Annotated in this window: 21 protein-coding genes and 3 pseudogenes; 12 read left to right on the top strand and 12 right to left on the bottom strand. The window is 51.6% G+C overall.

Features of this window, described 5'->3' with window-relative positions; genetic code table 11:
- Positions 1-103 precede the first annotated feature (103 nt).
- Both IPK30_01325 and IPK30_01320 read left to right on the top strand, forming a co-directional pair.
- Entirely contained in the window at positions 104-1,279 is a 1,176-nt protein-coding gene (locus tag IPK30_01325) for a steroid 3-ketoacyl-CoA thiolase (GenBank protein ID MBK8101972.1), read from the top strand.
- Positions 1,280-1,319: 40 nt separating this feature from the next.
- Positions 1,320-2,228, top strand: coding sequence for an SDR family NAD(P)-dependent oxidoreductase (locus tag IPK30_01320; protein ID MBK8101971.1), 909 nt, complete (start codon positions 1,320-1,322; stop codon positions 2,226-2,228).
- A gap of 75 nt (positions 2,229-2,303) precedes the next feature.
- On the opposite strand, the gene IPK30_01315 is transcribed toward IPK30_01320, so the two are convergent.
- From IPK30_01315 to IPK30_01280, 8 genes and pseudogenes are all read right to left on the bottom strand, one after another.
- The gene (locus IPK30_01315; GenBank protein MBK8101970.1) at positions 2,304-2,999 is read right to left on the bottom strand and encodes a hypothetical protein; all 696 of its coding nucleotides are present in this window, start codon (positions 2,997-2,999) and stop codon (positions 2,304-2,306) included.
- Positions 3,000-3,153: 154 nt separating this feature from the next.
- Positions 3,154-3,306, bottom strand: a complete 153-nt coding sequence (locus IPK30_01310; protein ID MBK8101969.1) for a hypothetical protein — start codon at positions 3,304-3,306, stop codon at positions 3,154-3,156.
- Positions 3,306-3,734, bottom strand: a complete 429-nt coding sequence (locus IPK30_01305; protein MBK8101968.1) for a hypothetical protein — start codon at positions 3,732-3,734, stop codon at positions 3,306-3,308. The genes IPK30_01310 and IPK30_01305 overlap by 1 nt, the downstream gene beginning before the upstream one ends.
- Positions 3,734-5,597 (bottom strand): annotated as a pseudogene (locus tag IPK30_01300) (carbamoyltransferase). The gene IPK30_01305 and the pseudogene IPK30_01300 overlap by 1 nt, the downstream one beginning before the upstream one ends.
- Before the next feature lie 81 nt (positions 5,598-5,678).
- A complete protein-coding gene (locus tag IPK30_01295; GenBank protein ID MBK8101967.1) occupies positions 5,679-6,932 on the bottom strand; it encodes a hypothetical protein in 1,254 nt (417 codons plus the stop codon).
- Between the two features lie 18 nt (positions 6,933-6,950).
- On the bottom strand, positions 6,951-7,694 hold the full coding sequence (locus tag IPK30_01290) for an NRDE family protein (GenBank protein MBK8101966.1): 744 nt from the start codon (positions 7,692-7,694) through the stop codon (positions 6,951-6,953).
- Position 7,695: 1 nt separating this feature from the next.
- Positions 7,696-10,264 (bottom strand): annotated as a pseudogene (locus tag IPK30_01285) (glycosyltransferase).
- A 71-nt stretch (positions 10,265-10,335) separates the two neighbouring features.
- Positions 10,336-12,420 (bottom strand): DUF349 domain-containing protein, encoded by a 2,085-nt coding sequence (locus IPK30_01280; GenBank protein MBK8101965.1) that lies wholly within the window; start codon positions 12,418-12,420, stop codon positions 10,336-10,338.
- Between the two features lie 155 nt (positions 12,421-12,575).
- On the opposite strand from IPK30_01280, the gene dinG reads away from it, so the two are divergent.
- Entirely contained in the window at positions 12,576-14,696 is a 2,121-nt protein-coding gene (gene dinG / locus IPK30_01275) for an ATP-dependent DNA helicase DinG (GenBank protein ID MBK8101964.1), read from the top strand.
- A gap of 14 nt (positions 14,697-14,710) precedes the next feature.
- On the opposite strand, the gene IPK30_01270 is transcribed toward dinG, so the two are convergent.
- Positions 14,711-15,127, bottom strand: a complete 417-nt coding sequence (locus tag IPK30_01270; protein ID MBK8101963.1) for a group III truncated hemoglobin — start codon at positions 15,125-15,127, stop codon at positions 14,711-14,713.
- A gap of 112 nt (positions 15,128-15,239) precedes the next feature.
- On the opposite strand from IPK30_01270, the gene IPK30_01265 reads away from it, so the two are divergent.
- Genes IPK30_01265 through IPK30_01255 form a run of 3 tightly spaced genes read left to right on the top strand, consistent with a single transcriptional unit; the run spans position 15,240 to position 18,281 of the window.
- On the top strand, positions 15,240-16,475 hold the full coding sequence (locus tag IPK30_01265) for a lipoprotein-releasing ABC transporter permease subunit (GenBank protein ID MBK8101962.1): 1,236 nt from the start codon (positions 15,240-15,242) through the stop codon (positions 16,473-16,475).
- Positions 16,476-16,482: 7 nt separating this feature from the next.
- Complete coding sequence (gene lolD, locus IPK30_01260) at positions 16,483-17,187, top strand: lipoprotein-releasing ABC transporter ATP-binding protein LolD (GenBank protein ID MBK8101961.1); 705 nt, start codon at positions 16,483-16,485, stop codon at positions 17,185-17,187.
- Entirely contained in the window at positions 17,187-18,281 is a 1,095-nt protein-coding gene (locus IPK30_01255; protein MBK8101960.1) for an FtsX-like permease family protein, read from the top strand. The genes lolD and IPK30_01255 overlap by 1 nt, the downstream gene beginning before the upstream one ends.
- An 11-nt stretch (positions 18,282-18,292) precedes the next feature.
- Here IPK30_01255 and IPK30_01250 read toward each other — a convergent pair whose 3' ends face one another.
- The 3 genes from IPK30_01250 to purM are packed head-to-tail and all read right to left on the bottom strand — an operon-like array spanning position 18,293 to position 20,730.
- Positions 18,293-19,000 (bottom strand): DUF3108 domain-containing protein, encoded by a 708-nt coding sequence (locus IPK30_01250; GenBank protein MBK8101959.1) that lies wholly within the window; start codon positions 18,998-19,000, stop codon positions 18,293-18,295.
- Positions 18,997-19,647, bottom strand: a complete 651-nt coding sequence (gene purN, locus IPK30_01245) for a phosphoribosylglycinamide formyltransferase (protein ID MBK8101958.1) — start codon at positions 19,645-19,647, stop codon at positions 18,997-18,999. Before purN ends, IPK30_01250 begins: the two co-directional genes overlap by 4 nt.
- Positions 19,648-19,665: 18 nt before the next feature.
- Positions 19,666-20,730 carry a phosphoribosylformylglycinamidine cyclo-ligase gene (purM, locus tag IPK30_01240; protein ID MBK8101957.1) on the bottom strand — a complete coding sequence of 355 codons (1,065 nt, stop codon included), beginning with the start codon at positions 20,728-20,730 and terminating at the stop codon, positions 19,666-19,668.
- A gap of 121 nt (positions 20,731-20,851) precedes the next feature.
- Here purM and ribE point away from each other — a divergent pair, with 121 nt between their 5' ends.
- The 6 genes and pseudogenes from ribE (at position 20,852) to IPK30_01210 (ending at position 24,708) form a co-directional block, all read left to right on the top strand.
- Positions 20,852-21,322 (top strand): 6,7-dimethyl-8-ribityllumazine synthase, encoded by a 471-nt coding sequence (gene ribE / locus IPK30_01235; protein ID MBK8101956.1) that lies wholly within the window; start codon positions 20,852-20,854, stop codon positions 21,320-21,322.
- Positions 21,319-21,774 carry a transcription antitermination factor NusB gene (nusB, locus tag IPK30_01230; protein MBK8101955.1) on the top strand — a complete coding sequence of 152 codons (456 nt, stop codon included), beginning with the start codon at positions 21,319-21,321 and terminating at the stop codon, positions 21,772-21,774. Before ribE ends, nusB begins: the two co-directional genes overlap by 4 nt.
- 6 nt (positions 21,775-21,780) lie before the next feature.
- Positions 21,781-22,311: a thiamine-monophosphate kinase gene (locus IPK30_01225; GenBank protein MBK8101954.1), complete on the top strand. Its 531-nt coding sequence runs from the start codon at positions 21,781-21,783 to the stop codon at positions 22,309-22,311.
- 8 nt (positions 22,312-22,319) lie between these two features.
- Positions 22,320-22,748: a thiamine monophosphate kinase gene (locus tag IPK30_01220; protein MBK8101953.1), complete on the top strand. Its 429-nt coding sequence runs from the start codon at positions 22,320-22,322 to the stop codon at positions 22,746-22,748.
- Positions 22,729-23,228: pseudogene (locus tag IPK30_01215) on the top strand (phosphatidylglycerophosphatase A). Before IPK30_01220 ends, IPK30_01215 begins: the two are co-directional and overlap by 20 nt.
- A gap of 28 nt (positions 23,229-23,256) precedes the next feature.
- A complete protein-coding gene (locus IPK30_01210; GenBank protein ID MBK8101952.1) occupies positions 23,257-24,708 on the top strand; it encodes a sulfatase in 1,452 nt (483 codons plus the stop codon).
- Position 24,709: the final 1 nt, after the last annotated feature.

Genomic DNA, 24,709 nt, shown 5'->3' with positions numbered 1-24,709 from the left:
TAACGGGCGGCGGGCAAAAGAGGCGCTATGTTAGCCAGCACACTCTGCCCTGTATAGCCAGCATTCTGACCATTTACCCATCCTGAGGAACTATCCCATGACCATGAGAGAAGCAGTCATTGTTGAAGCGGTGCGCACGCCAATCGCGCGCGGCAAAGCTATCGTTGGTGATTTACACGGTTTTCACGCCACGGAATTACTGGCACTGTCGATGAAAGGCGTGCTGGATAAAGCCGGCGTCGATATGAAAGACGTGGAGCAGTTGTACGGCGGCTGCGTGACGCAAGCGGGTGAACAGTCTGGCAACGTTACGCGCAATGCGTGGCTGTCGCTAGGCAAAGATTACACCGCGGGCGCTTGCTCGGTGGATACGCAGTGCGGTTCGGCGCAGGCGGCCAACCACATCGTTTCTTCGTTGATTCAATCCGGTCAAATCAATATCGGTATCGCTTGCGGTGTGGAAGCGATGAGCCGCGTGCCGATGGGCTCGAATGTGTACAACGGCCCAGGTTTCTTCCAGCCGCAGAGCTGGCCGTGGGATTCAACGCCGGATCAATTTGCTTCGGCAGAGCGCATTGCAAAATTGCGCGGCATTACGCGCGCCGATGCGGATGAACTCGGTTTTATCTCGCAGAAAAAAGCGCAGCAAGCGTGGGCGGAAGGTCGGTTTGATCGCGAAGTTTTGAAAGTAGAAGCGCCTGCATTTGGTGAAGATGGCAAACCCAACGGCCAAACCAAATTGGTGACGCGCGATCAAGGTTTGCGCGAAACAACGATGGAAGGTTTGAGCCAACTGCGCACGGTAGCGGAAGGCGGCATACACACAGCCGGCAACTCCTCACAGATTTCTGACGGCTCGGCCGCCGTGTTGTGGATGAGCAAAGAAGAAGCGTTGCGCCGTGGTTTGAAGCCGCGCGCGCGCATCATTACTGGCGTAGTAGCTGGTACTGATCCTTACTATTTGTTGGATGGTCCTGTGAACGCGACAGAGTTGTTGTTCAAAAAAACCGGCATGAACATGAGCAATATTGATCTGGTTGAGATCAACGAAGCGTTTGCGGCGGTAGTGTTGAGCTGGCAGCGCGTGTTCAATGCCGACATGAGCAAAGTGAACGTAAATGGCGGCGCAATTGCACTCGGCCACCCGGTTGGCTCAACCGGTGCGCGTTTGATTTGTACCGCGCTGCACGAGTTAGAGCGCGCCGACAAAACCACCGCGTTGATTACCATGTGCTGTGGAGCATCAATCGGCACAGGCACCATCATCGAGCGTATTTAATTTTTGTGTTGTTTTTTTGAATTTTTGAGAGGAGAAAAGCATGGCAGTTTTAGATGGTAAAGTGGCGATTGTCACGGGCGCGGGTCGCGGTTTGGGTCGTGAAGAGGCGATTGAATTGGCGCGCAATGGCGCACGCGTGGTTATTAACGATATAGGCATTCCTGCGGCGCAAGAAGCGGCACAAGAAGCGGTAGAAATCATCAAAGGTTTTGGTGGCGAAGCGATTGCGGTGTTTGGTGATTGCGCCGACAGCAACGACGCGCAAAACCTGATGAAAACCACGCTGGAAACTTACGGCGACATGAACATCATGGTGAACAACGCCGGTTTCTGCCGCGACAAAACTATCTTCGGCATGAGCGATGAAGAGTTTGATTCCGTGGTGCGTGTGCATTTGCGCGGCCACTTTGTGAACATGCGTAACGCTACTGCCTACTGGCGTGAAAAAGCCAAAGCGACTGGCTCACACTACGGCCGTTTGATCAGCACGTCTTCTGAAGCGATGTTGTTCGGCTCTGCTGGTCAGCCCAACTACGCTGCTGCCAAAGCGGGCATCACTGCGATGACCATGGGCGCGGCGCAGTTGATGATTAAATACGGCATCACTTGCAATGTCATCATGCCGCGTGCGCGCACCGCGATGACGGATCAAGGCGCAACCGCTGCGATGTTCGCCAAACCGCAAGACGGTTTTGATGTGTTTGATCCAGCGAATGTTGCGCCGTTGGTGTCTTATCTCGCTTCACCGAACGCGGGTCATATTTCTGGCGAAGTGTTCATTGTGTGGGGGCCGCGCGTCACTATCGTGCAGCGTCCAACGATCGACACACACTACGACAACCCGCAAGGCGGTAAGTGGACACAAGACGGTTTGCACAGCTCGCTGTCTGCCTACTTTGATGCCAACCACACGCCGGTGTGGGGTGGTTTTTCTGTTCCGCCACAATAAGTTTTGTAAAAAGTTGTGGTAATAAAAAGCCCGCTTCGTGCGGGCTTTTTTGTGTCTTGTGATAATGCTGAATAATTACAGCAGATCAAAAGTCTTGCTGGCTTCCAACACAAAGCGGTTTTCTTCTGGCTCAGTTTTGTCGTGCAGTGTGTTTTTCCAGTAGCTCAGTGTGAAATCCACATCAAACCAAGTGCGCGCCAAACCCACGCGGTAAATGCTGTAGTCTTCGCCGACACTGGTTTCGATATCCATGCGTTCAGCGGTCAAAATTAGCGAGAATTCTTGAGGCAAGGGCTGCACATGTTCTGCGATGATGCGGCGCTGCACACCATCCCATACTTTGCTGTCGTCGGCGTAGTAGTAATACAAAGAAGTGTTTTCCAGCAGCGTGAGGCCAGCGTACCACTCTTGGTAATTTGTTTCGTCGCTGTCAATACCGCTGTCTGTGTGATAGTAGCTGTAGTGTGTGATACCGACATCACCTTCGATGGATTCTGTCAGCGCGTGTTTATAGCCAATGGCGTAGTCCAACTCGAGGTTGGGGGTGTCGTGATCATCGCTATCCACATTGGAGGTCCAGATGCCGGCATAGAGCCCACTGTCGTGCTCATAGTCCAAACCAATTTGCAGTGCGGGTTGTGAATCTGTGGCACTGACGCCGTCAGCTACATAGTCGCTGGCGAGTGTGGTGGTCAGGCTGAGAGAGCTGGCTTGGGTCGCAGCAGAAAACAGCATGCTGCTGCCAAGCAGTAGAGCGGAGAGGGTACGCATAACCAAGGTGCTTCGTAGATGGTAAATGTGAAAAAAGCGTGAATATTGTACTTGCAGTAAATGCGAATCGCTATCATTGTTTTTCTCGCAAACGGCGATGGGCATAAAAAAACCCGCCTGAAGCGGCGGGTTCGGGGTGGTGCGGATTGTGGTCTTAGAACAAGGTGTAAATGAACGGGGCAACGGCTGAGCCGTGGGCAAACACAATCAATAAGCCAAGCAATAACATGACGATGACGATAGGTGCCAACCAGTATTTTTTGCGTTCTTTCATGAAGCCAGCAAAGTCTTTAAGTAATTCAAACATTAGTAGGGTTTCTCCATGTGTTGGCGAACGGGATTGTTGCGAGTCACGCGGTAGCTGTCTAGCGCGGCGTTCAACTGGCGGTGCATGGGGTCTTTGCCGGCCAGACGCATAACGAACCCCATGGGCATGAACAGTCCATAAAACAGAATGAACAAGATAATGCGCGTGTTGATAAAACCTAAGCCTTCGGCCAATTTCATCCACGGCTTGTAGAAGTAAATCAGGCTTGCAGGGTGTGCCAGTGCCCAAACGATCAATGCGCCACCTGCGGGGCCAACATATAGAAGCCAGCGCAACATGGTTTCTACGCCACTGTGCAGCCACGGCAATAAGCAACCAATCAGGCCAATTAAAATGGCGCCGGTTACTAAGCCAAATTTGCGCAATTCGGCAACGGTCATTTCGTTTTTTTTATCGGAAGCAGTCATCAGTCCAACTCGAATTCGTCTTGCCAGTTGTCGTTTTTCTCCCACACCGGTTGCTCCGGTTTGGCAAGTAAATAATTTTCCAACACCAAGTAGTCCATTTCACAACGCATGAAGCAGCGGTAGGCGTCTTCCGGTGTGTTGACGATCGGTTCGCCGCGCACATTGAACGAGGTGTTGATGGAGACAGGGCAGTCGGTGAGCTTTTCAAACTCATCCAGCAGAGTGTAAAAACGCGGGTTGGTTTCTGGGTGCACGGTTTGAATGCGCGCCGAGTAATCCACATGCGTGACTGCGGGAATTTGTGAGCGCGGCACATTCAATTTTTCAATGCCGAACAAACGCTCTTGTTCTAATGTCATCGGGATACGCTTGTCTTCAGCAACGGGTGCCACCATCAACATGTAAGGACTGACGGCGTTGTGCTGAAACCAATCGCTCACTTTGTCGGCTTTAACGGCAGGCGCAAATGGGCGAAAGGATTCGCGATATTTGATTTTTAAATTCATCACCGATTGCATTTTGGGGCTGCGCGGATCGCCAATGATTGAGCGTCCGCCCAATGCGCGTGGGCCAAATTCCATGCGACCTTGAAACCAACCGATCACATTTTCGTTGGCCATGATTTGCGCCAGTTTAGGTAGCAGTTCTTTGTCGTCGAGGCGCTGATATTTTGCGCCGACGCTATCTAAATAGGTTTGGATTTCTGCATCGCTGTAGCGCGGACCGAGATAGCTGCCCTGCATGGAATCTCCCAGCAGAACGGTGCGCGGTTTTTCAAGGAATTGATGCCAAATAGCCAGTGCTGCACCGAGCGCGCCGCCGGCATCACCAGCAGCCGGTTGCACCCAGATTTCAGAAAATGGGCCTTCACGCAGCAGGCGACCATTGGAAACACAATTCAATGCTACGCCGCCGGCGAGACAAAGTTTGTCAATGCCCAATTCTTTGTGCGCTGTGTGCGCCAGTTTCAAAACAATTTCTTCGGTGACGACTTGAATGGAGCGTGCGATGTCCATTTCTTTTTGCGAGACTTCAGACTCGCGCGCACGCGGCGGGCCGTTAAACAGACGATGAAACTTCTCGTTGGTCATCGTCAAGCCGGCAGCGTAATTGAAGTAGCTCATGTTCAAACGAAAGCTGCCGTCCGCTTTTACATCGATCAAATTATCAAGAATCAAATCGACATATTTCGGCGTGCCGTAAGGTGCCAAGCCCATCAATTTGTATTCGCCGGAATTGACTTTGAACCCGGTGTAGTAAGTAAAGGCGGAATACAGCAAGCCGAGTGAATGTGGGAAGTTGATGTCCCACTGTGGCGTAAGAGTGTTGCCGTCGCCAACCCACACGGAACTGGTCGCCCATTCGCCCACGCCGTCTAAACACATCACCACAGCTTTTTCGAAGGGAGAGGGAAAGAATGCTGAAGCAGCGTGTGATTGGTGGTGTTCGGTGAACATCAGCGGCGGTAATTCTGCTTCTTTTATGCCGCCGAGTTCGGCCAATTCGCGGCGCAGGGTTTTTTTCAAATACAGTTTTTCTTTCAGCCAAACGGGAATGGCTTTGACAAAGGAGCGGAAGCCTTCTGGTGCGTAGGCGAGGTAGGTTTCCAGCAGGCGTTCAAATTTGATGAGCGGCTTGTCATAGAACACCACATGCGTGATATCAGTCAGCGACATACCGGCTTCGCGCAAACAGTAACGAATGGCTTCTGCGGGAAACTCAGCGTCGTGCTTTTTTGCGCGTGAAGCGCTCTTCTTGCGCGGCGGCGATGATATTGCCGTCTACCACCAGTGCGGCGGCGCTGTCGTGGTAGTAGGCGGAAATACCGAGAATGGCAACGGGGTGATGGCTGGAGCTAGACACTACGACTACCCAATCAAGGAAAGCAGGGATTCTAGCCGAAGTCGCGAGTGGCGGCAGCCTAGAATCCAAGGCTGCGGTGCGTTAGACCTGCAATAAAGGAATGTGGTCATCCAGCTTGGTTTGATACAACACCGTTCCTTTGGCAATCTGCACGGGGAGAGGTTCAGCTGCCGTGGGTGCGGTTTCCGCTAGCGTGATTGTCCAGTGCAGGTGTGAGTTGCCTGCCGTGAGTGTGGCGCGTGGGTCTATCCCTTTCACGATGCCTTCCAGCCCTGCAGTTTTTGCGAGCGGCAATAAACTGCACCAACCCACATTTTGTACAGTCGATTCGTGCAGCGCGGCGCAATCCGCAATGTGCAATTCTGCCGTATGAGCTCCGGTTTTTTTGATGGCTAAGTGGTGATATTCCATCGGCTGAAATGCAGGGTGTACTTCCAATACGCGGATCAAGTTGTCGATATTGGATGCTTCAACGCCCAGCCATTTTTTCAAGCGTTCACTCATCACCCAGCCACTGCCCGTCATCTGAAATTCTGCCACCGTGCGCGCAGCGGCTTCACCGTATTTGTTAGCAATCGCCAGCATTAAACCGAGAATCAGCAAATGGTTTTGGATAGCAATTTCTTTGCATACGACAACGAGTGCAGCGTGTGACAGTTGTTCGAAACGCAATTGCTCAAAAACTTCACCGTTATAAAAATCTAAGCCACCTTGTTCGCGATTTGCGGTGCGCTGGATGTTGAGATTGGCGAGCAGAGATTTGCGCAGTTCGGCTGTCACTGTGGGTTCTGTTAGAGGCTCTGCATCGTGGTCGATAAAAACATTCCATTCGCAGTGCGGTGCGCGATCAACCGGTACGCGCGGCGGACGATGTACAGGGCGCATGCGCGCGCGTGGGTTGGTGGCAATCGCCGTGCCGTCGAAGGTGGGGTCTTCAATGTCGTGACACATGATTTTTACTGCGGCTTCACCGCGTGGTTCTGTTTCTAATAAAGGGCCGCAACTCGCCAACCAAAAACGCCCTTTGTCTTCTGCTTGCACTTCAAAATGTGCATCAAAATACTGGTGCGTTAAGCCGCAATCTAATTGCAAGCCTTTGAAAATGGTGGCGACATCCGTGCCGCCCGCGAAGCCCATCGCGCGCTGTATGCGCTGGGTGTAAATGGGGCTGGCGGCAAGCCAATTATCAATGGCGATATCTTTGTATGCCGCGTCGCCGTGATTCATGCGCAGCGCGGCGTAACCGGTGCGGCTGTTAAATTGCGAAGCCACCATGTATTCACGCGCCAGTTGTGCCAATTGTGCGCGAGAAAAATCTTCCAGTACTTTTCGCATGATGAAGCCCCTGTTTTTTTATAGTTGGAATGTCTGTGTTGCGATGGGTTCGCCTTGTTCGTTGAATTGCCGCTCTAGAAAATCGAGCTGACCGTCATAAGTTTGTAAGATGACAGTTGAGCAGCGTGTGCCGTAGCTATCGAAGTGTATAAAGCTGGCAGAAAGTTTTTGTTCCAACCACTGTGGAATTCCGGTGGCAGGAAGCTGTGTATCAGAAGCGGTAGTGCGATCTGCTAACAAGCAAAACAAGGATTCGTGTTGTGGGTCAGACAGGGTTTCTGTTAGTGCTTGTTTGCCGCTTTCCACTTTGGGCCACGGGGTGTCTAAAGCGGCGTTGGATAAGCCGTAAATCCCTGCAGGTAGTGCAAAATTTTCTCCACGGCTGTTGCAGTAGTGCAGCGAGCTACCGTTACTCAACAGCAGGTTGAAAGGGCTGTAGCCAGCGAGGTGATCGTGCAGTTGTGCGATGAAAGCGGTTGGTGTTTGTGTGCTGGTGAGAAAATTGCGCACCAAATGCCCGCGTGAATGCGCGCCTATTTTTGCAGAAGGGTCTCGCACATTGGTGATCGCGGCAAAACGCCCACTGCGTGTAACGCCGAGCCAAGTGCCGCCTTGTTCCAGATCGCGGCCGGCGAGTATCTGTGGCGTGTCATGCCAAAATTGCGCAGGGGCGGTTGGTCGTGCATAAAATTCGTCGCGATTAGCAGCTACCACCAGCTTGTACTGGGCGTGTTGCTGCCATGCGAACAAAATTAGACACATATCATTCGGGGTGTTTCTGTGGCAGTACAGAAAGGAAAGCCATGAAAACAGCGGCGAGGTAAGCCAGTGATTGCATCAGCAACATAAAGAGCCATGCCCATGCATCGCTAGTTTCCATGTCGTGTGAACACCATGGCGGCGGCGGCGCCCCACAACAATACAAGGAAAAATAATTCCTCGCGGCATTCGGCTAAAGCCAACATAAAGCCACCTTGATCGCGCATTTTTGGTGTGCGGAAAAAGGGAATGGTTTTGGTAAATAGACCGTAAATAATGGATTTGGCGATGGTGTGAGAAAGTGCCAAACCGGCAACGGCTGCACCTACAGAAGTGCTCATCGGCACTTTCATGTGGCTTTTATAGATGTACAAAATTTTGCCAAGTTTGAAGAAAAATAAAATCAGCGGTGGTAGCGCAAACACCAATGCCGGCGGTAATACATGTGTCGGTGCAAGTAGCATCGCAGCAGTCCACAACAGCGCACCGCCGGTGAAAAATAAATTCATGCCATCCGCAACCCATGGCATCCAACCGGCGATGAAGTGATAGCGTTGGCCGCGTGTCAGTTTGGTATCGCGTCCTTTGAATAAACTGTTGAAGTGGCCTTTCATAATTTGCATCGCGCCGTAGGCCCAACGGAAACGCTGCTTTTTGTAATCGATAAAGCGATCCGGCATTACGCCTTTGCCGTAAGAATTACTGACATACGCAGCAGACAAGCCTTCTTCAAAAGCGCGAAAACCGAGTTCAGCGTCCTCGGTGATTGTCCACTCCGCCCAGCCCAAACGATCCATCACTTCACGGCGGATCATGGTCATGGTGCCGTGTTGGATGATGGCGTTGCGATCGTTGCGCGTCACCATGCCAATGTGGAAAAAGCCTTTGTATTCGGCGTAGCACAATTTCTTAAACAGCGACCAATCGCCGTCACGATAATCTTGCGGCGCTTGCACAATGGCAATTTTGGGGTCGGCAAAATGTGGCACCAAATGTTTGAGCCAGTTTGGGTCTACACAGTAATCGCTGTCGATTACTGCAATGATTTCTGCATCGGGCGAAGTGCGCTCTAATGCCCAGTTCAGCGCGCCGCCTTTAAAACCCTCCAGTGGTGCCACATGGAAAAAGCGGAAACGCGGTCCGAGCGTTTTGCAATATTCCTCCACCGGCCGCCACACATTTTCATCTTTGGTGTTGTTGTCGATGATCATCACTTCAAAGTCGGGATAATCCAACGCAGCCAAAGCATTCAGTGTCTCTTTCACCATGTCTGGTGGCTCGTTGTAACACGGCACTTGAATGCAGACTTTGGGGCGATAGGCGTCATCGCTGGCGACACCAATGAACGGCCTGCGTCGTTGCGCCCACACAGTTTCTGCCAATTCGTGAGCTTCAGTAAACATCACAATGAAGACACCGATAGCAGCAAGTACCAACAAAATACCGAGAAGGGCATTCAGCCAAGTCATGTACTGCTGTGAATAGTCGTAGGTGACGACGACAAGAAAAGAAGCGAATAAAAACGCCACAAACGCGAGAAAAAAACGACCGCGTTGTTTTAAGCCGGAGCTGTCGATCAAGAGTAAAGCCAAGGTCAGAATGGCCATGATGACAGACACCACGGCTAGCAAGCGCCATTGCGGAATTTTGACGACACTACCTTCAAAGGGGAACTTGGGTTGGCGATTGACATCGTAAACGCCCCAGTATTTTCCTACATCGCCTTCAGCGCCAGATTTCCACAGCTGATCAAACGCTTCGATTACAAAATAGTCGTAGCCGGCTGTGTTGAGTCTGTTTAACAAAGTGCGCAAATAAATGGCTTGGTCCACTTGATTGGCTTCCGCTGCACCTCGGCTGCGACCGAAAGACGGCCAGCCCACCTCGCCGAGCAAGAGCGGTTTTTGGGAAAATACGGTTTTCAGTGCTTGCGCTTTTTCTAAAACAAAACCGACAGAAGCGCCGGCAGGAATTTTTTCCCAGAAGGGCAGGATGTGTGCGGTGACGATATCAACATGTTGTGCGAGCTCTGGATACTTCAACCAAATATCCCAAGTTTCAGCGGTGGTCACCGGCACTTTAACCTTGCTGCGCACTTGCTCGATGTAATCAATCAGGCGCGGCAAATCCACCTCGCGGCGATAGAGGCTTTCGTTGCCCACCACCACCATAGTGATGTTGCGGTTGTTGTTGATGACAGCAATCGCGCGTGCGATTTGCTCTTCGTTGTCTTTTTCAATGTTGCTGATCCAAATGCCTTGCACCACGCTCATGCCGAATTCTTGCGCTAAACGCGGAATGTCGGCTTGCGTTCCTGTAACAGAGTAGGTGCGAATGCTGTGTGTTTGCTTCGACAACAATGCAAGATCTTTGCGAATTTCATCGTGGCTGGGGTGAATATTTTTAGTGGGATCCTGCCCGTTTTGGTATGGCGAGTAGGCGTAACCGGAAATGGAGGTTGGCCAGTCAGGAGCGCTCATGGGGCGGTTATAAAAAGCCCAGACGGCGATAACAACAGCGGCGATACCGGTAACGATAGCGAGGTTGATAATGGTTTTATGGCTGATGATCATTCAAGATCCGTTTTATCAGTAAGACAAGTGGTGGCAAAGCATAGCAGTTTGATTCCCTGAAAGGCGTTTCACTACTGTGCTTTGCGTGTTTGTGACAGTGCTGCGGAAAAACGCGTTTGCAGTGTTGTCTGTTCTTCTGTGTTGGCGGAGCCGGTGCAGTGCCAATCAATCAATAGTTGTTCCAGCGCAGCGCTAGAGCCGCCGAGTGGCGCTTGCCCCAATCCCTGTTGCAGTTTTTTCAGTTGTAGCTCGCGACGCAGTTGGCGATCTGCCTCCGGTGTTGCGAGATCCAACAAAACTTCTACCGCGATACACAATTCACGGCGACGCTGTGTGTTGGTGTGGGTATCTAGAGTGGACTGCTGATTGGTAGCAGCCAATGCCTGCTGTTTGCGCTGCTCGATTGCTTTTTCCCAGTCGGCAGGTAGCGTGCACTGCTGCCAGTTGGCTGTTACTTGTTCTGCGGTAACGGCATCTAGGTTTTTTTCTAACTGTTCACACAATTGTGCGCGTCGCGCCAGTTCATCCAGTTGTTTTTGGTGTTGGCGCGTAGTGATACCGCGCAGTTGCTGATGGTAAGCATCACAGGACGCAGAAAACTGTTTTTTTAAGGCTGGCTGCAGTTTTTCTGGGATGTCCTTAATGGCTTTGTATTCACTCTGTAGTTGCTCAAAGGTGGCGGAGCTTTGTGCCAGTTCTTCATCGGTGAGTGTGGCAAGTGCTGTAATGCGTTCACAGATTGCTTTTGCTTGCGTGATGTTGTCGTCCTGTATTTGGCGCTGTTGTTGTTGAGCACTGCGGCGTTTATCAAAAATAGTTTTTCCTGCATCTTGCAGAGCTTGCCACAGCTTTCTGTCTTCGTGGTGGCGCGTAATACCTATCAGTTTCCACTGCTCTTGCAGTTGCAAAAAGCGCTCAATGGCTTTGTCGGTATCGTGCATCTCAGCAACACTTTTGGCTGTGTTAACCAGCTGTTGTTTGCGCGCTTCGTTAGCTGTTTGTATCTCTAAGAGCTGCGTGTTGATGCTGGCAAAGGCGGCATCAAAACGGGTGCGAATAGGCTTTTCTTCTTGGCGTTCCACGGGGTGGAAATTGTGAAACTCTTGGCGAGATTTATCGAGAATGCGAGAAACCGCTTTCCAGTCCGCGTGTTGCCAATCGTGCGTGTGTGCAAATTGTTCCAGTGCTTCGCAGATAGCTTGGCGCTGTTGTAAGTTGAAAGCGCGGTGCTGGCGTTCTTTCTCATAATGCGCAGCGCAGGGTTCCCACGCGGTATCGCCCGCCTGTTTGAAGCGCTCCCACAGTGCTTGCGCTTCCGGTGTGTGCGGTGGTTTGAGTGCGCGCCACTGTGCTTGTAGTTCACGCACGGCTTCGGCTGTTTCTAAAGGCTGTAATGTGCTGGAGCAGAGCTTTTCCATCGCCACACACAGCGCCTCCAGTTTTGGGATAGCGGCGAAGGCTTGCCAATCCTGCATTTCATGTTGGCGGCTAGAAATTTTTTGCTGTTTGCTTTGGTCTTTTTTGGCTTCGCGCTGCATTTTTTGCTCGGCGAGAGCTTGATTCTTCTGCGCAATGGCTAGTGCTTGCTGTGCCTCGGCTTCTGCGCGCTGTTGTGCAATTTCTGCTGCGCGTTGTGCTTTGGCCGCCGCTGCTTGCTGTATGGCGTGTTCTTCAGCCAGCTTTTGCTGTGTGACTTCTGTTTGTATTTGTTGGCAGCGTGCGATAGCGGCGGTTGCGCGGGCAATGAGAGCAGCATCTGGCGTCGTGATTGCCTGCCATTGCTGTACTAAATGCGCGAGTTCGTTGTCGAACAATGGGTGATATTGCAATTTGGCCAGTGTTTCTAATTTGCTGCAGATTTTTTCTTGTGCGTCGTGGTTGAGTTGTTGTTGCTGTTGCGCTGTTTTCAGTGTCTGCAAACGGTCGCGCAACAGGCGATTGGTTTTTTTATCCAACTGCCCACTGTTTTTTAACAGTTGTTGTAATTGATGAATGTCGTGCAGTTCATCGACAGACTGCACATTGGCCAGTGTTTGCAGGCTGTGCTTAGGTGTTTTCTTGTCGACAGGCGTGCTGCTATCGCTAGGTGCAGCGGCGGGAGTTGGCGCTGCCGCAGCAGGCGTTTTTTTCTTGAAGCCAAAGAGTTTGCCTAACATGCCAATATGGGTCTCGTGAGCCAATGAATCTGTAACTTCTCATTGTAGCGGCAGGCAGGGAGATAAGGCAGTCGGGGCGCGTGCAAAGGCGATTTTGCTATCATGCCTACTCAGGCAAGGCTGCCACTTTCAATCACCCTCGCAACGGAATTTTTGTGCTCGATCACGACACCAAACAGACTATTCAGACGGCGTACTCGCGCTTTCTGGAGCAGAAAAACCTGAAACCGCGTCACGGCCAGAAGCTGATGATCGCAGCAGTGGCGCGCACCTTAGGCAATGTCGCTTCCGATGATGACGGCCAGCGCGTGGGTGAGGAGCATGTGTGCGTGGTGGAGGCGGGGACGGGGACGGGTAAAACCGTGGCTTACGCCTTGGCAGCTATTCCAGCGGCACAGGCACAGGGGAAAAAGCTGGTTATTTCTACGGCGACGGTGGCACTGCAAGAGCAAATCGTGCTGAAAGATTTGCCGGATTTACGCAAGCATAGCGGTTTGGTGTTCAGTCATACCTTGGCCAAGGGGCGGGGGCGTTATGCCTGTTTGTATAAGTTGGATTTTTTGCTCGCGCATGGAGGAGAACCTGAAACACAAGCGCTGTATCCCGACGAGCGCGATGCATTGTTGCCGGAAAGAACACTGCGCTTGTTTCAAATCCTGCTGGATGCGCTGAGTGATTCGTCGTGGGATGGTGATCGAGACAATTGGTCGCAAGCGATAGACAACGAAGATTGGCAGCGCCTGACTACCGATCACAACCAATGCACAGGCCGTCGTTGCGCCTATGTGACGCAGTGTCCGTTTTTTCAGGCGCGGGAAAATTTAATTGATGCCGATGTGATTGTCGCTAATCACGATTTGGTATTGGCCGATCTCGCACTCGGTGGTGGCGCCATTCTGCCTGCACCGGAGCAAACCATTTTTGTGTTTGATGAAGGGCATCATCTGCCGGACAAGGCCCTACAACATTTTTCGGAGAGCACGCGTTTGCAGGGCAGTGTGCGTTGGTTGCAAACAACGACAAAAACGCTGGCAGTTGTTGCGCAGACTATGCACGACGTACATGCAGTGCAGTCGACATTGTCGCGATGGCCAGAGACAGAACAAGCTTTGTTGCAGTCACACCAGCAAATGGCAGCGGAGATGTCGGCGATTTTGTCAACGCGCAGCGATGACCGAGAAAAAAATTATCTTTTTCCGCAAGGCGTGGTTTCGCAAACAGTGCGCGAGATGGCGGCCGTGTTGTTTGAACAGTGGCGACAAGCCGGTGTGATGTTGCGCAAAGTTTCTGATGCTGTGGAAGGGTTGCTGGACAGTCGCTCACCGGATGTGGCGCGTGAAGTGGTGGAACAGGCGCACGCGGCTGTGGGTGGTTTGTGGCAGCGTTGCGCGCATGCGGAAGCCTTGTGGTTGCTGTACGCGCGTGCTGATGCGGAAGGTGTTGCACCCACGGCGCGCTGGTTGAGTTTGCATGAATTGAATAATGGCTTTGATGTTGAGGTGTGCGCGAGCCCCGTGTTGCCAACAGAACACTTGCAAAAAAACCTGTGGGAGCGCTGTTTTTCTGCGGTGATTACTTCTGCCACGCTAACTGCTTTGGGCAGTTTTGATCGCTTGCGCCAGCATACCGGTGTGCCAATCACGAGTGTCTGTTCTGTTGTGCCCAGTCCTTTTCATTACGCACAATCAGCACAATTAATCGTGCCGGCGGGCGCGGTGGAAAGTAATCTGGTGGAACAGCACACGCAGTCAGTGGTGGATTTCATCAATAACGATATCGACTTGCAGGAAGCAACCTTGGTGCTATTTGCATCGCGTCGACAAATGCTGGATGTGTATCAAGTCTTATCACAAGATTTGCGCACAGTGATTCTTTTGCAGGATGATTACAGCAAGCAGCAATTGTTGCAGTTACATCGTGAGCGCGTTGATAACAAAGAACCCAGTGTTATTTTTGGTTTGGCAAGTTTCGCCGAGGGTGTGGATTTACCAGGGGATTATTTGCGCCATGTGGTGATTGCCAAAATTCCTTTTGCACCGCCGGATGATCCAGTGGGAAAAACACTTTCAGATTGGATCGATGCAACCGGTGGTAATGCATTTATGCAAATTCAGTTGGCGGATGCCAGCTTGCGTTTGGTGCAAGCCTCTGGGCGTTTGTTGCGCACAGAAAGTGATACGGGGCGCATCAGTATTTTGGATAAGCGTTTAATAACCAAGCGTTACGGAAAAAAGTTACTCGACAGCTTGCCGCCGTACCAACGCGTGCTCAATTAAGTCTGGGCGTTTTGCTACGGCTCCATCATCTGCACACCGGGTAGGCCGGGCTGTTGATCGCCGCGAATCCCAAGTGCATACGACATTTTTTTGGCGATAGCTTCGGCTTTCCATTTCATCATGTCTGCATTGGAGCCCGTGTATAGGCTGTCAATGGTTTGTACCAAAAAAAACACCCAGCGGTGGAAGTGGTCTTCGGTCATGGCAGCTTGGTTGTGCAGTTGGAGATGTACATTGAATACATCACCGCGATAGCCTTTTTCGCCCAAAATTTGGAATGCCCAGAAGTGAGCAATTTTGGGTAGATGTTCGGGCAAATTAATCTTAGCGATGTCGGTAAAGAAATAGCCGACGATAGGGTCAACCATCAGTTTTTTATAGAACTCAGTCACGATATGCAGCATGTCTTCGTAGGTTTGGATGTCACGCATGGCCGTTCTCCTCCGGTGTCGGACTGCACGGGTTCATTGTAGTGCTGTCGGTTAGCGGCAGGGTGCGCAAGCCTGCGTTAGAATGCCGCTTTTATACGGGACATTTATCGCAGTGAATGCGCTTTCTTGGTTGGTGGGTTTGCGTTACTTGTCGGCGCGCAAGGGGAGTCGTTTTGTCTCGCTGTTCTCCTTTTTTTCTGTGGCCGGTATGGCGGTTAGTGTATTGGCCATGGTGTTGGTGATGTCGATCATGAACGGTTTTGAAGGCGAAGTGCGTAAACGCATTTTGCACGCCGTTCCTCATGCGCAAATTGCAGCGCCACAAGGCATAGTAAATTGGCCCGCACTGCTGCCGGTATTGCAAAAGTCTGGCGTGGTATTGGCTGCTGCACCGCAAGATCGTGCACGCGTATTGTTGGAATCGGACGCGCGTATTCACGGCGGTGAATTGTTTGGTGTAGATCCGCTATTGGAAGAAAAAGTGTCTCAGATAGCGCAGTCGATAGTGGATGGGCAATGGACTGATCTGCAGGCCGGCTCATTTGGCGTGGTAATAGGGCGAGCGCTGGCACGCCAGTTGCGTGTGAATGTGGGTGACAACATCAACATTATGTTGCCGCAAGTGAGTGTGACACCGTTGGGCTTATTTCCGCGCAGTCGTCGTTTCACCGTTGTGGGGATTTTTGCCGTTGGCGCACAATTAGACAGTACGCAGTTGTATGTTCATTTGGACGATGCGGGGCGCTTGTTGCGCACCGGTGGCAAAGTGGATGCATTGCGTTTGCGTTTTGATGATGTGATACAAGCACCCAATAGAATAGAAAAACTGCGTGCACTGCCAGAGTTGTCTGGTTTTACGATGAAAAGTTGGCGCGAAGAAAATAGCACGCTGTTTAATGCGATACAGATGGAAAAAATTATGGTGGCGGTGATGTTGTCAGTCATCGTGGTGGTGGCAGTATTTAATTTGGTGTCAATACTCACTATGGCGGTCGCTGATCGCCGCAAAGATATTGCGGTGTTGCGCACTATCGGCGCTTCGCGCACCACGGTGGTTTCCATTTTTTTAATTTACGGGTTGAGTATGGGCGTGATTGGCATCGGTATCGGTGCGTTGCTCGGCAGCGTACTGGCCGTGCATGTGGGCGATATTATTGCTGCGGTTGAGCGTGTCGTAACACTGATTGATGCCAATGCAGAATTGGCCATTTATTTGCCTAGCCAGTGGTTTTTTAGTCAAACCATAGCGGTTGTCGCTTTAGCGTCACTGCTGTGTTTGCTCGCGGTTTTTTATCCTGCTTGGCGCGCCTCTACCATTCACCCTGCAGAAGCCCTGCGTTATGAGTGATCATGTTATGAGTAAGGAAAATGTCGGCAATCAGCCTTGTGTGTTGGAATGTCGCAAATTGGTGAAAAGTTATCACCAAGGTGAACAAGATTTATTGGTGCTGGATCATATTGATTTGCAGGTGCAGCGCGGCGAACGCTTGGCAATTGTAGGTTCTTCAGGTTCAGGAAAATCTACGCTGCTCAATTTGTTGGGGGGCTTGGATGAAGCGCAATCGGGTGAAGTGCTGATTGCCGGAAAAAGTTGGCAGTCGATGCAGGAAAAAGAGCGCGCGGCATGGCGCAATCAGCAATTGGGCTTTGTGTATCAATTTCATCATTTGTTGGCGGAGTTTACGGCGTTAGAAAATGTGAGTATTCCCTTGATGATTGCCGGTCAGAGTCGAGCCGCGGCAAAGCAGCAAGCAGCGACGATGTTGGATGCGGTGGGTTTGGCTGCACGCTTGTCGCATAAACCCGCGCAATTGTCTGGCGGTGAACGGCAACGCGTAGCAATTGCGCGTGCGTTGGTTAATAAGCCGGCTTGTGTGTTGATGGATGAGCCGACTGGCAATTTAGATGCCGATAATGCATTGCATATTCAAAATTTATTGAACGCCTTGAATCGTGAATACGGTTTGGCGTTTGTGTTGGTGACGCACGATCGCGCGCTGGCAGCTCAGCAAGATCGCTGTTTGGTGTTGGATCACGGCCATCTACGAGTGCAGGTCTGATGTTGGCGCGTTTTATTGCTTTGCGTTATGCACAGGCGCGCAGCGGCTCTGCCTTGCTCGGTTTTATTTCGCGTGTGTCGATGGCTGGTTTGGTTGTGGCGGTTGCACTGTTGATAACGGTGCTGGCTGTTATGAACGGTTTTGAACACGAATTGCGTACGCGTATTTTGCGTGTGGTGCCAGCGATTACTCTGTATCCCGAAGAAAATGAAATTGCGGAGTGGCAAGCCGTAGCGCAGGAAGTGTTAAAAAACACGGATGCGAGCGCGTGGGATGCGTGGTTGGCAGATCCGCAATCGGTGTTAATCAGTCGCAAATTGGCTAATAAGTTAGGCGTGCAAGCGGGTGGCACGGCGGTGGTGATGTTGCCGGGTGTGAGCGGTGATAAATCAGCGCCTGGCATTCTCAGTTTGCGCATTGCCGGTTTGTACGAAACCGGCACAGAAGTGGACAACCATTTGGTGATGGCGCAGTTGCCATTGTTGCAAGCGCAATACAACATCAAAGGTGTGGCGGCGATTCGTTTTTCGGTCGATAACTGGCTGCAAGCCGATGCAATTGCATGGTCGCTCGTGCAACAGTTGCCGCCGCATTATTCGATGAAAACCTGGTTGCAAACGCATGGCAATCTTTACGAAGCCATTCGTATGTCGCGGCAATTGGTGGTGCTGATGTTGGTGATCATTATTGTGATCGCTGCATTCAATGTGGTGTGTTCGTTAGTGTTGGTGGTAACCGATAAACGCGGCGATATTGCAATCTTGCGCGCCATGGGATTGCCCAATAGCAACATCATGCGCATTTTTATGATGCACGGCCTGTTGATTGGAACAATGGGCACAGTCATTGGCGCAGTGGCGGGTTGTGCCTTGGCGCTGGCGATGCCGTCTGTTGCGCAGGGTTTGCAGGCTCTACTTGGTGTGCAGTTGTTGAGCACGGATGTGTATCCGGTCAATTATTTACCGTCAGATTTGCGTGTCGTGGATGTAGGTGTGGTGGTTGGCGTTGCGTTGTTGATCAGTGGTGTGGCGAGTGTGTATCCCGCATGGCGTGCAACATGCACGCAACCAGCGGATGTGTTGCGGCACGAGTAGGTGTGCCGGGCTCACAAAACGCACTTACTGATCGCGTTTGAAGTAGGTGATTTCCAGCGAGTACGCCGTGTTACCTTTTTCTCTTGATGCACGAGCTTTACGATTGCGTAATGCAGTGATGGTGCAAACCAGAACTGTGTGTGGCGCGGACTGTTGGGTTTACGCAAGCGTTCTACAACAACGGTGTCCAGCTCTCCCAAAGCCGTTTTAATTTTTTCTTTTTTTGTGGCGCGGAAGCAAAACAACTCGGCACCGTCATCGCTGACTACATCGTAGCAGGGTTCTTCATAGCCGCGTGCAATGTCGTCGGCCAGTGCCAGCATGTAAGTGCCCGCATCCAACTCGCCGCCTTTCAGTGGTACTTGAAACGGTTTGTTGTCCTTGCTGCCTGCTGCAATGTGTTTCTTCTGGTTGTAAACAATCTCGGTTTCGCGATTTTGTCCTAGTACGCTGCGTTTGTAGATGTAGTGCTGGGGAACAATGCCTTTTTCGTTGTATGTAAAGGTAGCGTTCTCTTCAATTTGGCCAAAAAAACCACTGGCGATACTGGAGAAATACCAATCATCACCAGATTGTTCTAATCGGTGCGTGGCTTGTAGTGGAAAGTTTTTGTACATCGCCTGATAGATAGCGGTGTATGGCGCATGTTGAATGACAGTTTCGCTGATAGCCGTTAGCGGCAGCGCGCTCAGTATCATAGTGGCGAGAATTTTTTTCATGCGTGCTCTCCAGTGCTGGACAATATTTTTCCATCAAGCACAACATCGTGCTTTCTGCAGTGTAGTCGTTCTTCACAAAACCAGCGCACAGCTTGCGGGTAAATGATGTGCTCTTGCTGCAGTACACGTTTTGCCAGTGTCTCTGCGGTGTCATTGGATAAAACTGGAACGCGCGCTTGAATGATCGTAGGACCGCCGTCTAGTTCAGTAGAGACAAAATGTACGGTTGCGCCTGCTTCGCTATCGCCTGCGTCTAGTGCGCGTTGGTGTGTGTGTAGCCCTGGGTATTTTGGCAGCAGCGAAGGGTGAATGTTTATCAGTTTGCCGTACAAGGGTGCGACAAAAACCGGTGTGAGGATGCGCATAAAGCCAGCGAGGATTACCAAGTCCGGTGCGTGCTGTTGCACTGCGTCTAACAGCGCGCGATCGTAGTCTTCGCGCGTAGCGTAGGTTTTGTGTGATAGCACCGTGGTGGCAATGCCAGCAGCTTGCGCGCGCTGCAAGCCGTACACATCCGCAACATTGCTGATGACGCTGACAATGCGCGCGTTCAGGATGTGCTCTTTTTCCGCATCGATGAGTGCTTGTAAATTACTGCCACTGCCAGAAATCAATGCGACAATTTTTTTAGGCGGCAGTGGGCTCATAGGTGTGCGACGCGAGAATTATTTGGAATTGAATACGACGCTGGGTTCGGTGTCGTGCGCGCCTTTTTCTATGGTGCCGATTACAAAAGCAGTTTCGTTGCAGTCGTGCAATACGGCCAGCGTGTTGTCGACATCGGCTTTTGGCACACACACAACCATGCCGATGCCGCAGTTAAAGGTGCGATACATTTCCAAGAGATCGACATTGCCTTGCGCTTGCAGCCAATCAAACAGCGGCCCCAATTTCCACGCGTTGGTGTTGATGCTGGCTTTTGATCCTTGCGGCAGTACGCGCGGTAAATTTTCGGTCAGACCGCCGCCAGTGATGTGGGCAATGGCGCGTACATCGACAGCGCGTATCAAACGCAAAATAGATTTCACATAAATGCGCGTAGGCTCCATCAGTCTGTCGGCCAAAGATTTTCCATCGAGCATTTCAGTGACAGGGTCTACGCCGGAAACGGCGAGAATTTTGCGAATCAACGAGTAGCCGTTGGAGTGCGCACCGGAGGAGGCTACGCCGATCAACACATCGCCAACATGCACGCGCGAGCCGTCGATAATTTCATCTTTTTCAACGGCACCGACACAGAAGCCCGCCATGTCGTAATCATCACCTTCATACATGCCGGGCATTTCAGCGGTTTCACCGCCGACTAAAGCGCAGCCCGCCTGCTCGCAGCCTTCACCGATGCCGGTGATCACACTGGCTGCAACATCGACATCCAATTTTCCAGTGGCGTAGTAATCGAGAAAAAATAAAGGTTCTGCGCCGCATACCACAAGGTCGTTGACGCACATCGCCACCAGATCAATGCCCACAGTGTCGTGTCGTTTCAGGTCAATTGCCAAACGCAATTTTGTGCCCACGCCATCGGTGCCGGAAACCAATACGGGATGTTTGAAATGACTTGGAATTTCAAACAGCGCGCCAAAGCCTCCCAAGCCACCCATCACGCCAGGTCGGCGCGTCTTTTTTGCCACATGCTTGATGCGTTCCACCAAGGCGGTTCCTGCATCGATATCAACGCCGGAATCCTTGTAGCTGAGAGAAGGTTTATTGGAGGAGGGCTGTTCAGTCATGGGCAGCAGCAGGTCAGTCAATCGGGGCGCGCATTGTAGCAGTCAGCGCCGTGCTGAGGGCGGCTGCGCAGAGGGCTTGTGGTAGACTTCGCGCCCACAGAGAACCCGCTGGAGCACACGCATGTCAGGCATCAAAACAATCGAAGGTGATTTCAATCCGGGCAAGGCGCGCTTCGCGCTGTTGGTGTCCCGCTGGAACAGTTTTGTGGTCGAGAGCCTGAAAGATGGCGCAATCGATACCCTGCGCCGTCACGGTGTAGCGGAAGCACAAATTACTTTGGTGCGTGCGCCGGGCGCATTTGAGCTGCCCTTGGTGGCGCAGCAGTTGGCCGCTTCCAAAAAGTTTGATGCCATCATCGCGCTGGGTGCAGTCATTCGCGGCGGCACGCCACATTTTGAATATGTGGCTGGCGAGTGCGTGAAGGGCTTGGCGCAAGTGAGCTTGAATGCTTCTGTGCCTGTTGCCTTTGGTGTATTGACCGTCGATTCCATTGAGCAAGCCATCGAACGCTCCGGCACCAAAGCCGGAAATAAAGGCGCGGAAGCCGCCAGCTCAGCGCTGGAAATGGTCAGCTTGCTGTCACGCTTGTGAGTACCAGCGGCGAAGCCGCCGCACTCGATATTGGCGCGCGCCAGAAAGCGCGTCACTACGCCGTGCAGGCGCTGTATCAGCACATATTGACGCAAGATTCTGCCGCAAAAATTGAGGCAGAGTTTCGCGTGGATTACGACATGAGCGCGGTGGACCTCGCGTATTTCCATGAGCTGTTGGCGAGTGTGATTGCTAAAACGGCAGAATTAGATGCGCTGTTTGATCAATATTTAGATCGCGATATTGCAGAGTTGGATCCAGTGTCGTTGGCGCAGTTGCGTTTATCCACTTACGAAATGCAGTCGCGTGTAGATGTGCCGTGGTTGGTGGTGATCGAAGAAGCCATTCGTCTCTCCAAAAAATTTGGCCCTACCGACAGTTACAAATATCTCAACGGCGTATTGGATCGTTTGTCGCGCGACCTGCGTGCCGCCGAGCGCGCCAAAGGCTGAGCGCGCATGACGAACCGGAGCGAATCTTCCTCGCTTGGTGAGTTTGAACTGATCCGTCGCTACTTCACGCCTAGTCATCTTCCTGAGCAGGTTTTAATCGGTGTCGGTGATGATTGCGCGGTGTTGGCATTGCCTGCCGGTGAAATGCTGGTGGTATCTGTTGATACACAATTACCTGCTGTGCATTTCCCTGCGGATGCTCATCCTTCTGATATTGCATCGCGTGTTTTGCGCTGTGCCGCCAGTGATTTGGCGGCGATGGGTGCCACGCCACTGGGTTTTACTTTGGCGCTGACGCTACCGACGATTGATGAAGTTTGGTTAGCAGCGTTTTCTTCGGGTTTGTTGGAAACGGCACAACAGCTGCGCTGTCCGTTAATCGGCGGTGATACCACGCGCGGCGCACTGTGCATCAGCATACAAGTACATGGCAGTGTGCCGGCAGAGAAAATATTACGGCGCAGCGGTGCGCAAGTCGGCGATCAAGTATGGGTATCTGGTTCTGTGGGCGATGGTGCCGCTGCGTTAGCATTTTAGAAAAGCGCGTGCAGTTTTCGCAGCAAGCCGAACACTATTTGCAGCAACGATTTTATCAGCCAGCTGTTGATTTTGATTTCGCTGTGCAATTACGCGCGTTAGCGAGTGCGTGTATCGATGTGTCGGATGGTTTGCTTGCCGATCTTGCGCATATTTGTGCAGCCAGCGGTGTAGGTGCGCGGATTTTTTGCGAGGCACTGCCCATTGCATCCGTGTGGCGGGACAGTGTTACGCAGCAGCAAGCGCGGCAGTGGGCGCTGAGTGGGGGCGATGATTATCGACTCTGCTTTACCGCGCCGCCGCAACACAGTGCTGCGTTGCGTGTATTGGATCATGTGTTTTGCGTGGGTGAAATTGTCGCGGAGTGCGGCGTGGTCGCATACGACGCTGAGCACAACCTTGTGGAGTTATCGGCTAATGGCTTCCAGCATTTTTGATCGCAGCATCAATCCAAAAGTATTTACAGATTGGAGACATTGTCTCGCATTTGGTTTGGGTAGCGGTTTAGCACGCAAAGCTCCAGGCACTTGGGCACGCTGGCCGCTGTGCCGTTTTGTTGCGTGCTGTGGTGGGTTTTCCCTGCATGGTTGTTTGCTGCGTTATTGCTCGTTATGTCGGTGTTGGGTGTGTGGTTGTGTAGTGTGGTGGCGCAGGATTTAGGCGTGCACGATCACGGCGGCATTGTGTGGGATGAATGGGTGGGTTACGGCATCGCGTTGTTTGCATTGCCTTTGCAGTGGTATTGGCCCGTGTTGGCGTTTGTTGTGTTTCGGGTGTTGGATATTTGGAAGCCGTGGCCAATTGCATGGTGTGATAAAAACATCCACGGTGGTTTGGGGGTTATGGTAGACGATGTATTGGCTGGCATGTTGAGTTGTTTGTGTTTGCACGGTTTTTCTTTGGTGCTTGTGCCATGAAAAAGTTTTTCGTTCTTGTTGTGCTGCCATGGTTTTTTTATTGCCTGTTGTGGCGGCAGAGATACAACAAGTACCCACTAAAAAACCGATGAATTTCATCGTTATTCTGCTGGATGATTTGGGCTTGCACGATGTTGGCTTTGCTGGCAATGATTTTGTGGAAACGCCAGCGATAGATCAGTTGGCAAAAGATGGTGTGGTTTTTACGCAAGCTTATGCTGATGCACCGAATTGTGCGCCGAGTCGCGCAGCGATTCTTTCGGGGCAATACGCGCCGCGCACCGGTGTGTACACCGTGGCAACCGGCGATATGGGGGATGTGACAAAACGCAAATTACTAACGCCCAAGAACAAAATGTTTTTGCCGGAACAGGTTTATACAATAGCGGAGTTGTTGCGTGATCATGGCTACGCCACGGCGAGTATTGGCAAGTGGAATCTCGGTCACGGCGCTGTGCGCGGCCCAGAAGGGCAGGGTTTTGATCTTAATATTGCAGGGCATCGTGGTGGTGTGGGTCAATCACACTTTGCACCGTATTCCACGCAATTGCCCAATGTGCAAAACGCACCTGCCGGTGAGTATTTGACGGATCGCCTCAACGCAGAAACGCTGCGCTTTATTGAGCAACACAAAACACAGCCATTTTTTGTTTATTTGTCGCATTACGCGCCGCACTTTCCTATTCAAGCGCCGGCAGAGGCCAAGAAAAAGTATGAGGAAAAGCGCGAGGCTTTTTGTGGTAAGAAATCAAAATTAACATTCTGTGAAATGTCTGATTACTACCCAGAATATGCGGCGATGATTGAGCATATTGATCGTGGGCTTGCGCAACTGCGTGCGCAATTGGCGAAAGATGGGCTCGATAAAAATACGACTATCGTGTTGATGTCAGATAACGGCGGTTATCCTTTCGTGCGCGATCCCAATGCGCAGCGCGGGCAAAAGTCGCAGTTGTACGAAGGTGGCATCCATGTGCCGATGGTGTGGTTGGTGCCAGGAAACCAAGCGGCAGCTGAAACGGATGTGCCGGTTTCTGGTGTCGATATCTATCCAACTTTTGCAGCGTTGGCGGGTATTGATATCAAAAAGCTATTACTGGATGGAACAGATCTTTCGCCACTCATTTTTTCGCCGTCGCGAGCATTTCCCCAGCGCGATCTATTTTGGTATTTACCGGGCTATACCACGGACAGCACGGAAGAGCAGGAAGGTGAGCAGGGTAATTTACAGCTAAAGCCGCAAGAAGGTTTTACGCAGACGCCGGCTGTTGCCATGCGCCGAGGAAATTGGAAGTTGATCTGGTATTACGATGGCGCGCCGACAGAGTTATACAATGTTCGTGTAGATCCGCTCGAAAAATACAATCAGTTTTTGGTGGAAAAAAAACGCGGCGCGGAGATGTTGCAGGCATTGAAGCAATGGTTGGTCGCGAGTGGCGGTGTTGTTGAGTTGCCAAAAAATCCTGCGTATCAGCCGTGAT

The sequence above is a fragment of the Cellvibrionales bacterium genome, from assembly GCA_016713115.1.
In the GTDB taxonomy this organism is placed as follows: Bacteria; Pseudomonadota; Gammaproteobacteria; order Pseudomonadales; family UBA7239; genus UBA7239.
The sequence above is the reverse complement of the archived record's forward strand: the minus strand, read 5'-3'. Positions and strand labels throughout refer to the sequence as shown.

Bases quoted from the DNA above. Each gene is read 5' to 3' on its own strand.
- IPK30_01250 (MBK8101959.1), bottom strand. From the start codon at position 19,000: ATGAAAAAAATTCTCGCCACTATGATACTGAGCGCGCTGCCGCTAACG.
- IPK30_01280 (MBK8101965.1), bottom strand. From the start codon at position 12,420: ATGTTAGGCAAACTCTTTGGCTTCAAGAAAAAAACGCCTGCTGCGGCA.
- lolD (MBK8101961.1), top strand. From the start codon at position 16,483: ATGAGTAAGGAAAATGTCGGCAATCAGCCTTGTGTGTTGGAATGTCGC.
- IPK30_01210 (MBK8101952.1), top strand. From the start codon at position 23,257: ATGGTTTTTTTATTGCCTGTTGTGGCGGCAGAGATACAACAAGTACCC.
- IPK30_01320 (MBK8101971.1), top strand. From the start codon at position 1,320: ATGGCAGTTTTAGATGGTAAAGTGGCGATTGTCACGGGCGCGGGTCGC.
- IPK30_01295 (MBK8101967.1), bottom strand. From the start codon at position 6,932: ATGCGAAAAGTACTGGAAGATTTTTCTCGCGCACAATTGGCACAACTG.
- IPK30_01310 (MBK8101969.1), bottom strand. From the start codon at position 3,306: ATGTTTGAATTACTTAAAGACTTTGCTGGCTTCATGAAAGAACGCAAA.
- IPK30_01315 (MBK8101970.1), bottom strand. From the start codon at position 2,999: ATGCGTACCCTCTCCGCTCTACTGCTTGGCAGCAGCATGCTGTTTTCT.
- ribE (MBK8101956.1), top strand. From the start codon at position 20,852: ATGTCAGGCATCAAAACAATCGAAGGTGATTTCAATCCGGGCAAGGCG.
- IPK30_01325 (MBK8101972.1), top strand. From the start codon at position 104: ATGAGAGAAGCAGTCATTGTTGAAGCGGTGCGCACGCCAATCGCGCGC.
- IPK30_01255 (MBK8101960.1), top strand. From the start codon at position 17,187: ATGTTGGCGCGTTTTATTGCTTTGCGTTATGCACAGGCGCGCAGCGGC.
- IPK30_01270 (MBK8101963.1), bottom strand. From the start codon at position 15,127: ATGCGTGACATCCAAACCTACGAAGACATGCTGCATATCGTGACTGAG.
- purN (MBK8101958.1), bottom strand. From the start codon at position 19,647: ATGAGCCCACTGCCGCCTAAAAAAATTGTCGCATTGATTTCTGGCAGT.
- IPK30_01305 (MBK8101968.1), bottom strand. From the start codon at position 3,734: ATGACTGCTTCCGATAAAAAAAACGAAATGACCGTTGCCGAATTGCGC.
- IPK30_01225 (MBK8101954.1), top strand. From the start codon at position 21,781: ATGACGAACCGGAGCGAATCTTCCTCGCTTGGTGAGTTTGAACTGATC.
- IPK30_01290 (MBK8101966.1), bottom strand. From the start codon at position 7,694: ATGTGTCTAATTTTGTTCGCATGGCAGCAACACGCCCAGTACAAGCTG.
- purM (MBK8101957.1), bottom strand. From the start codon at position 20,730: ATGACTGAACAGCCCTCCTCCAATAAACCTTCTCTCAGCTACAAGGAT.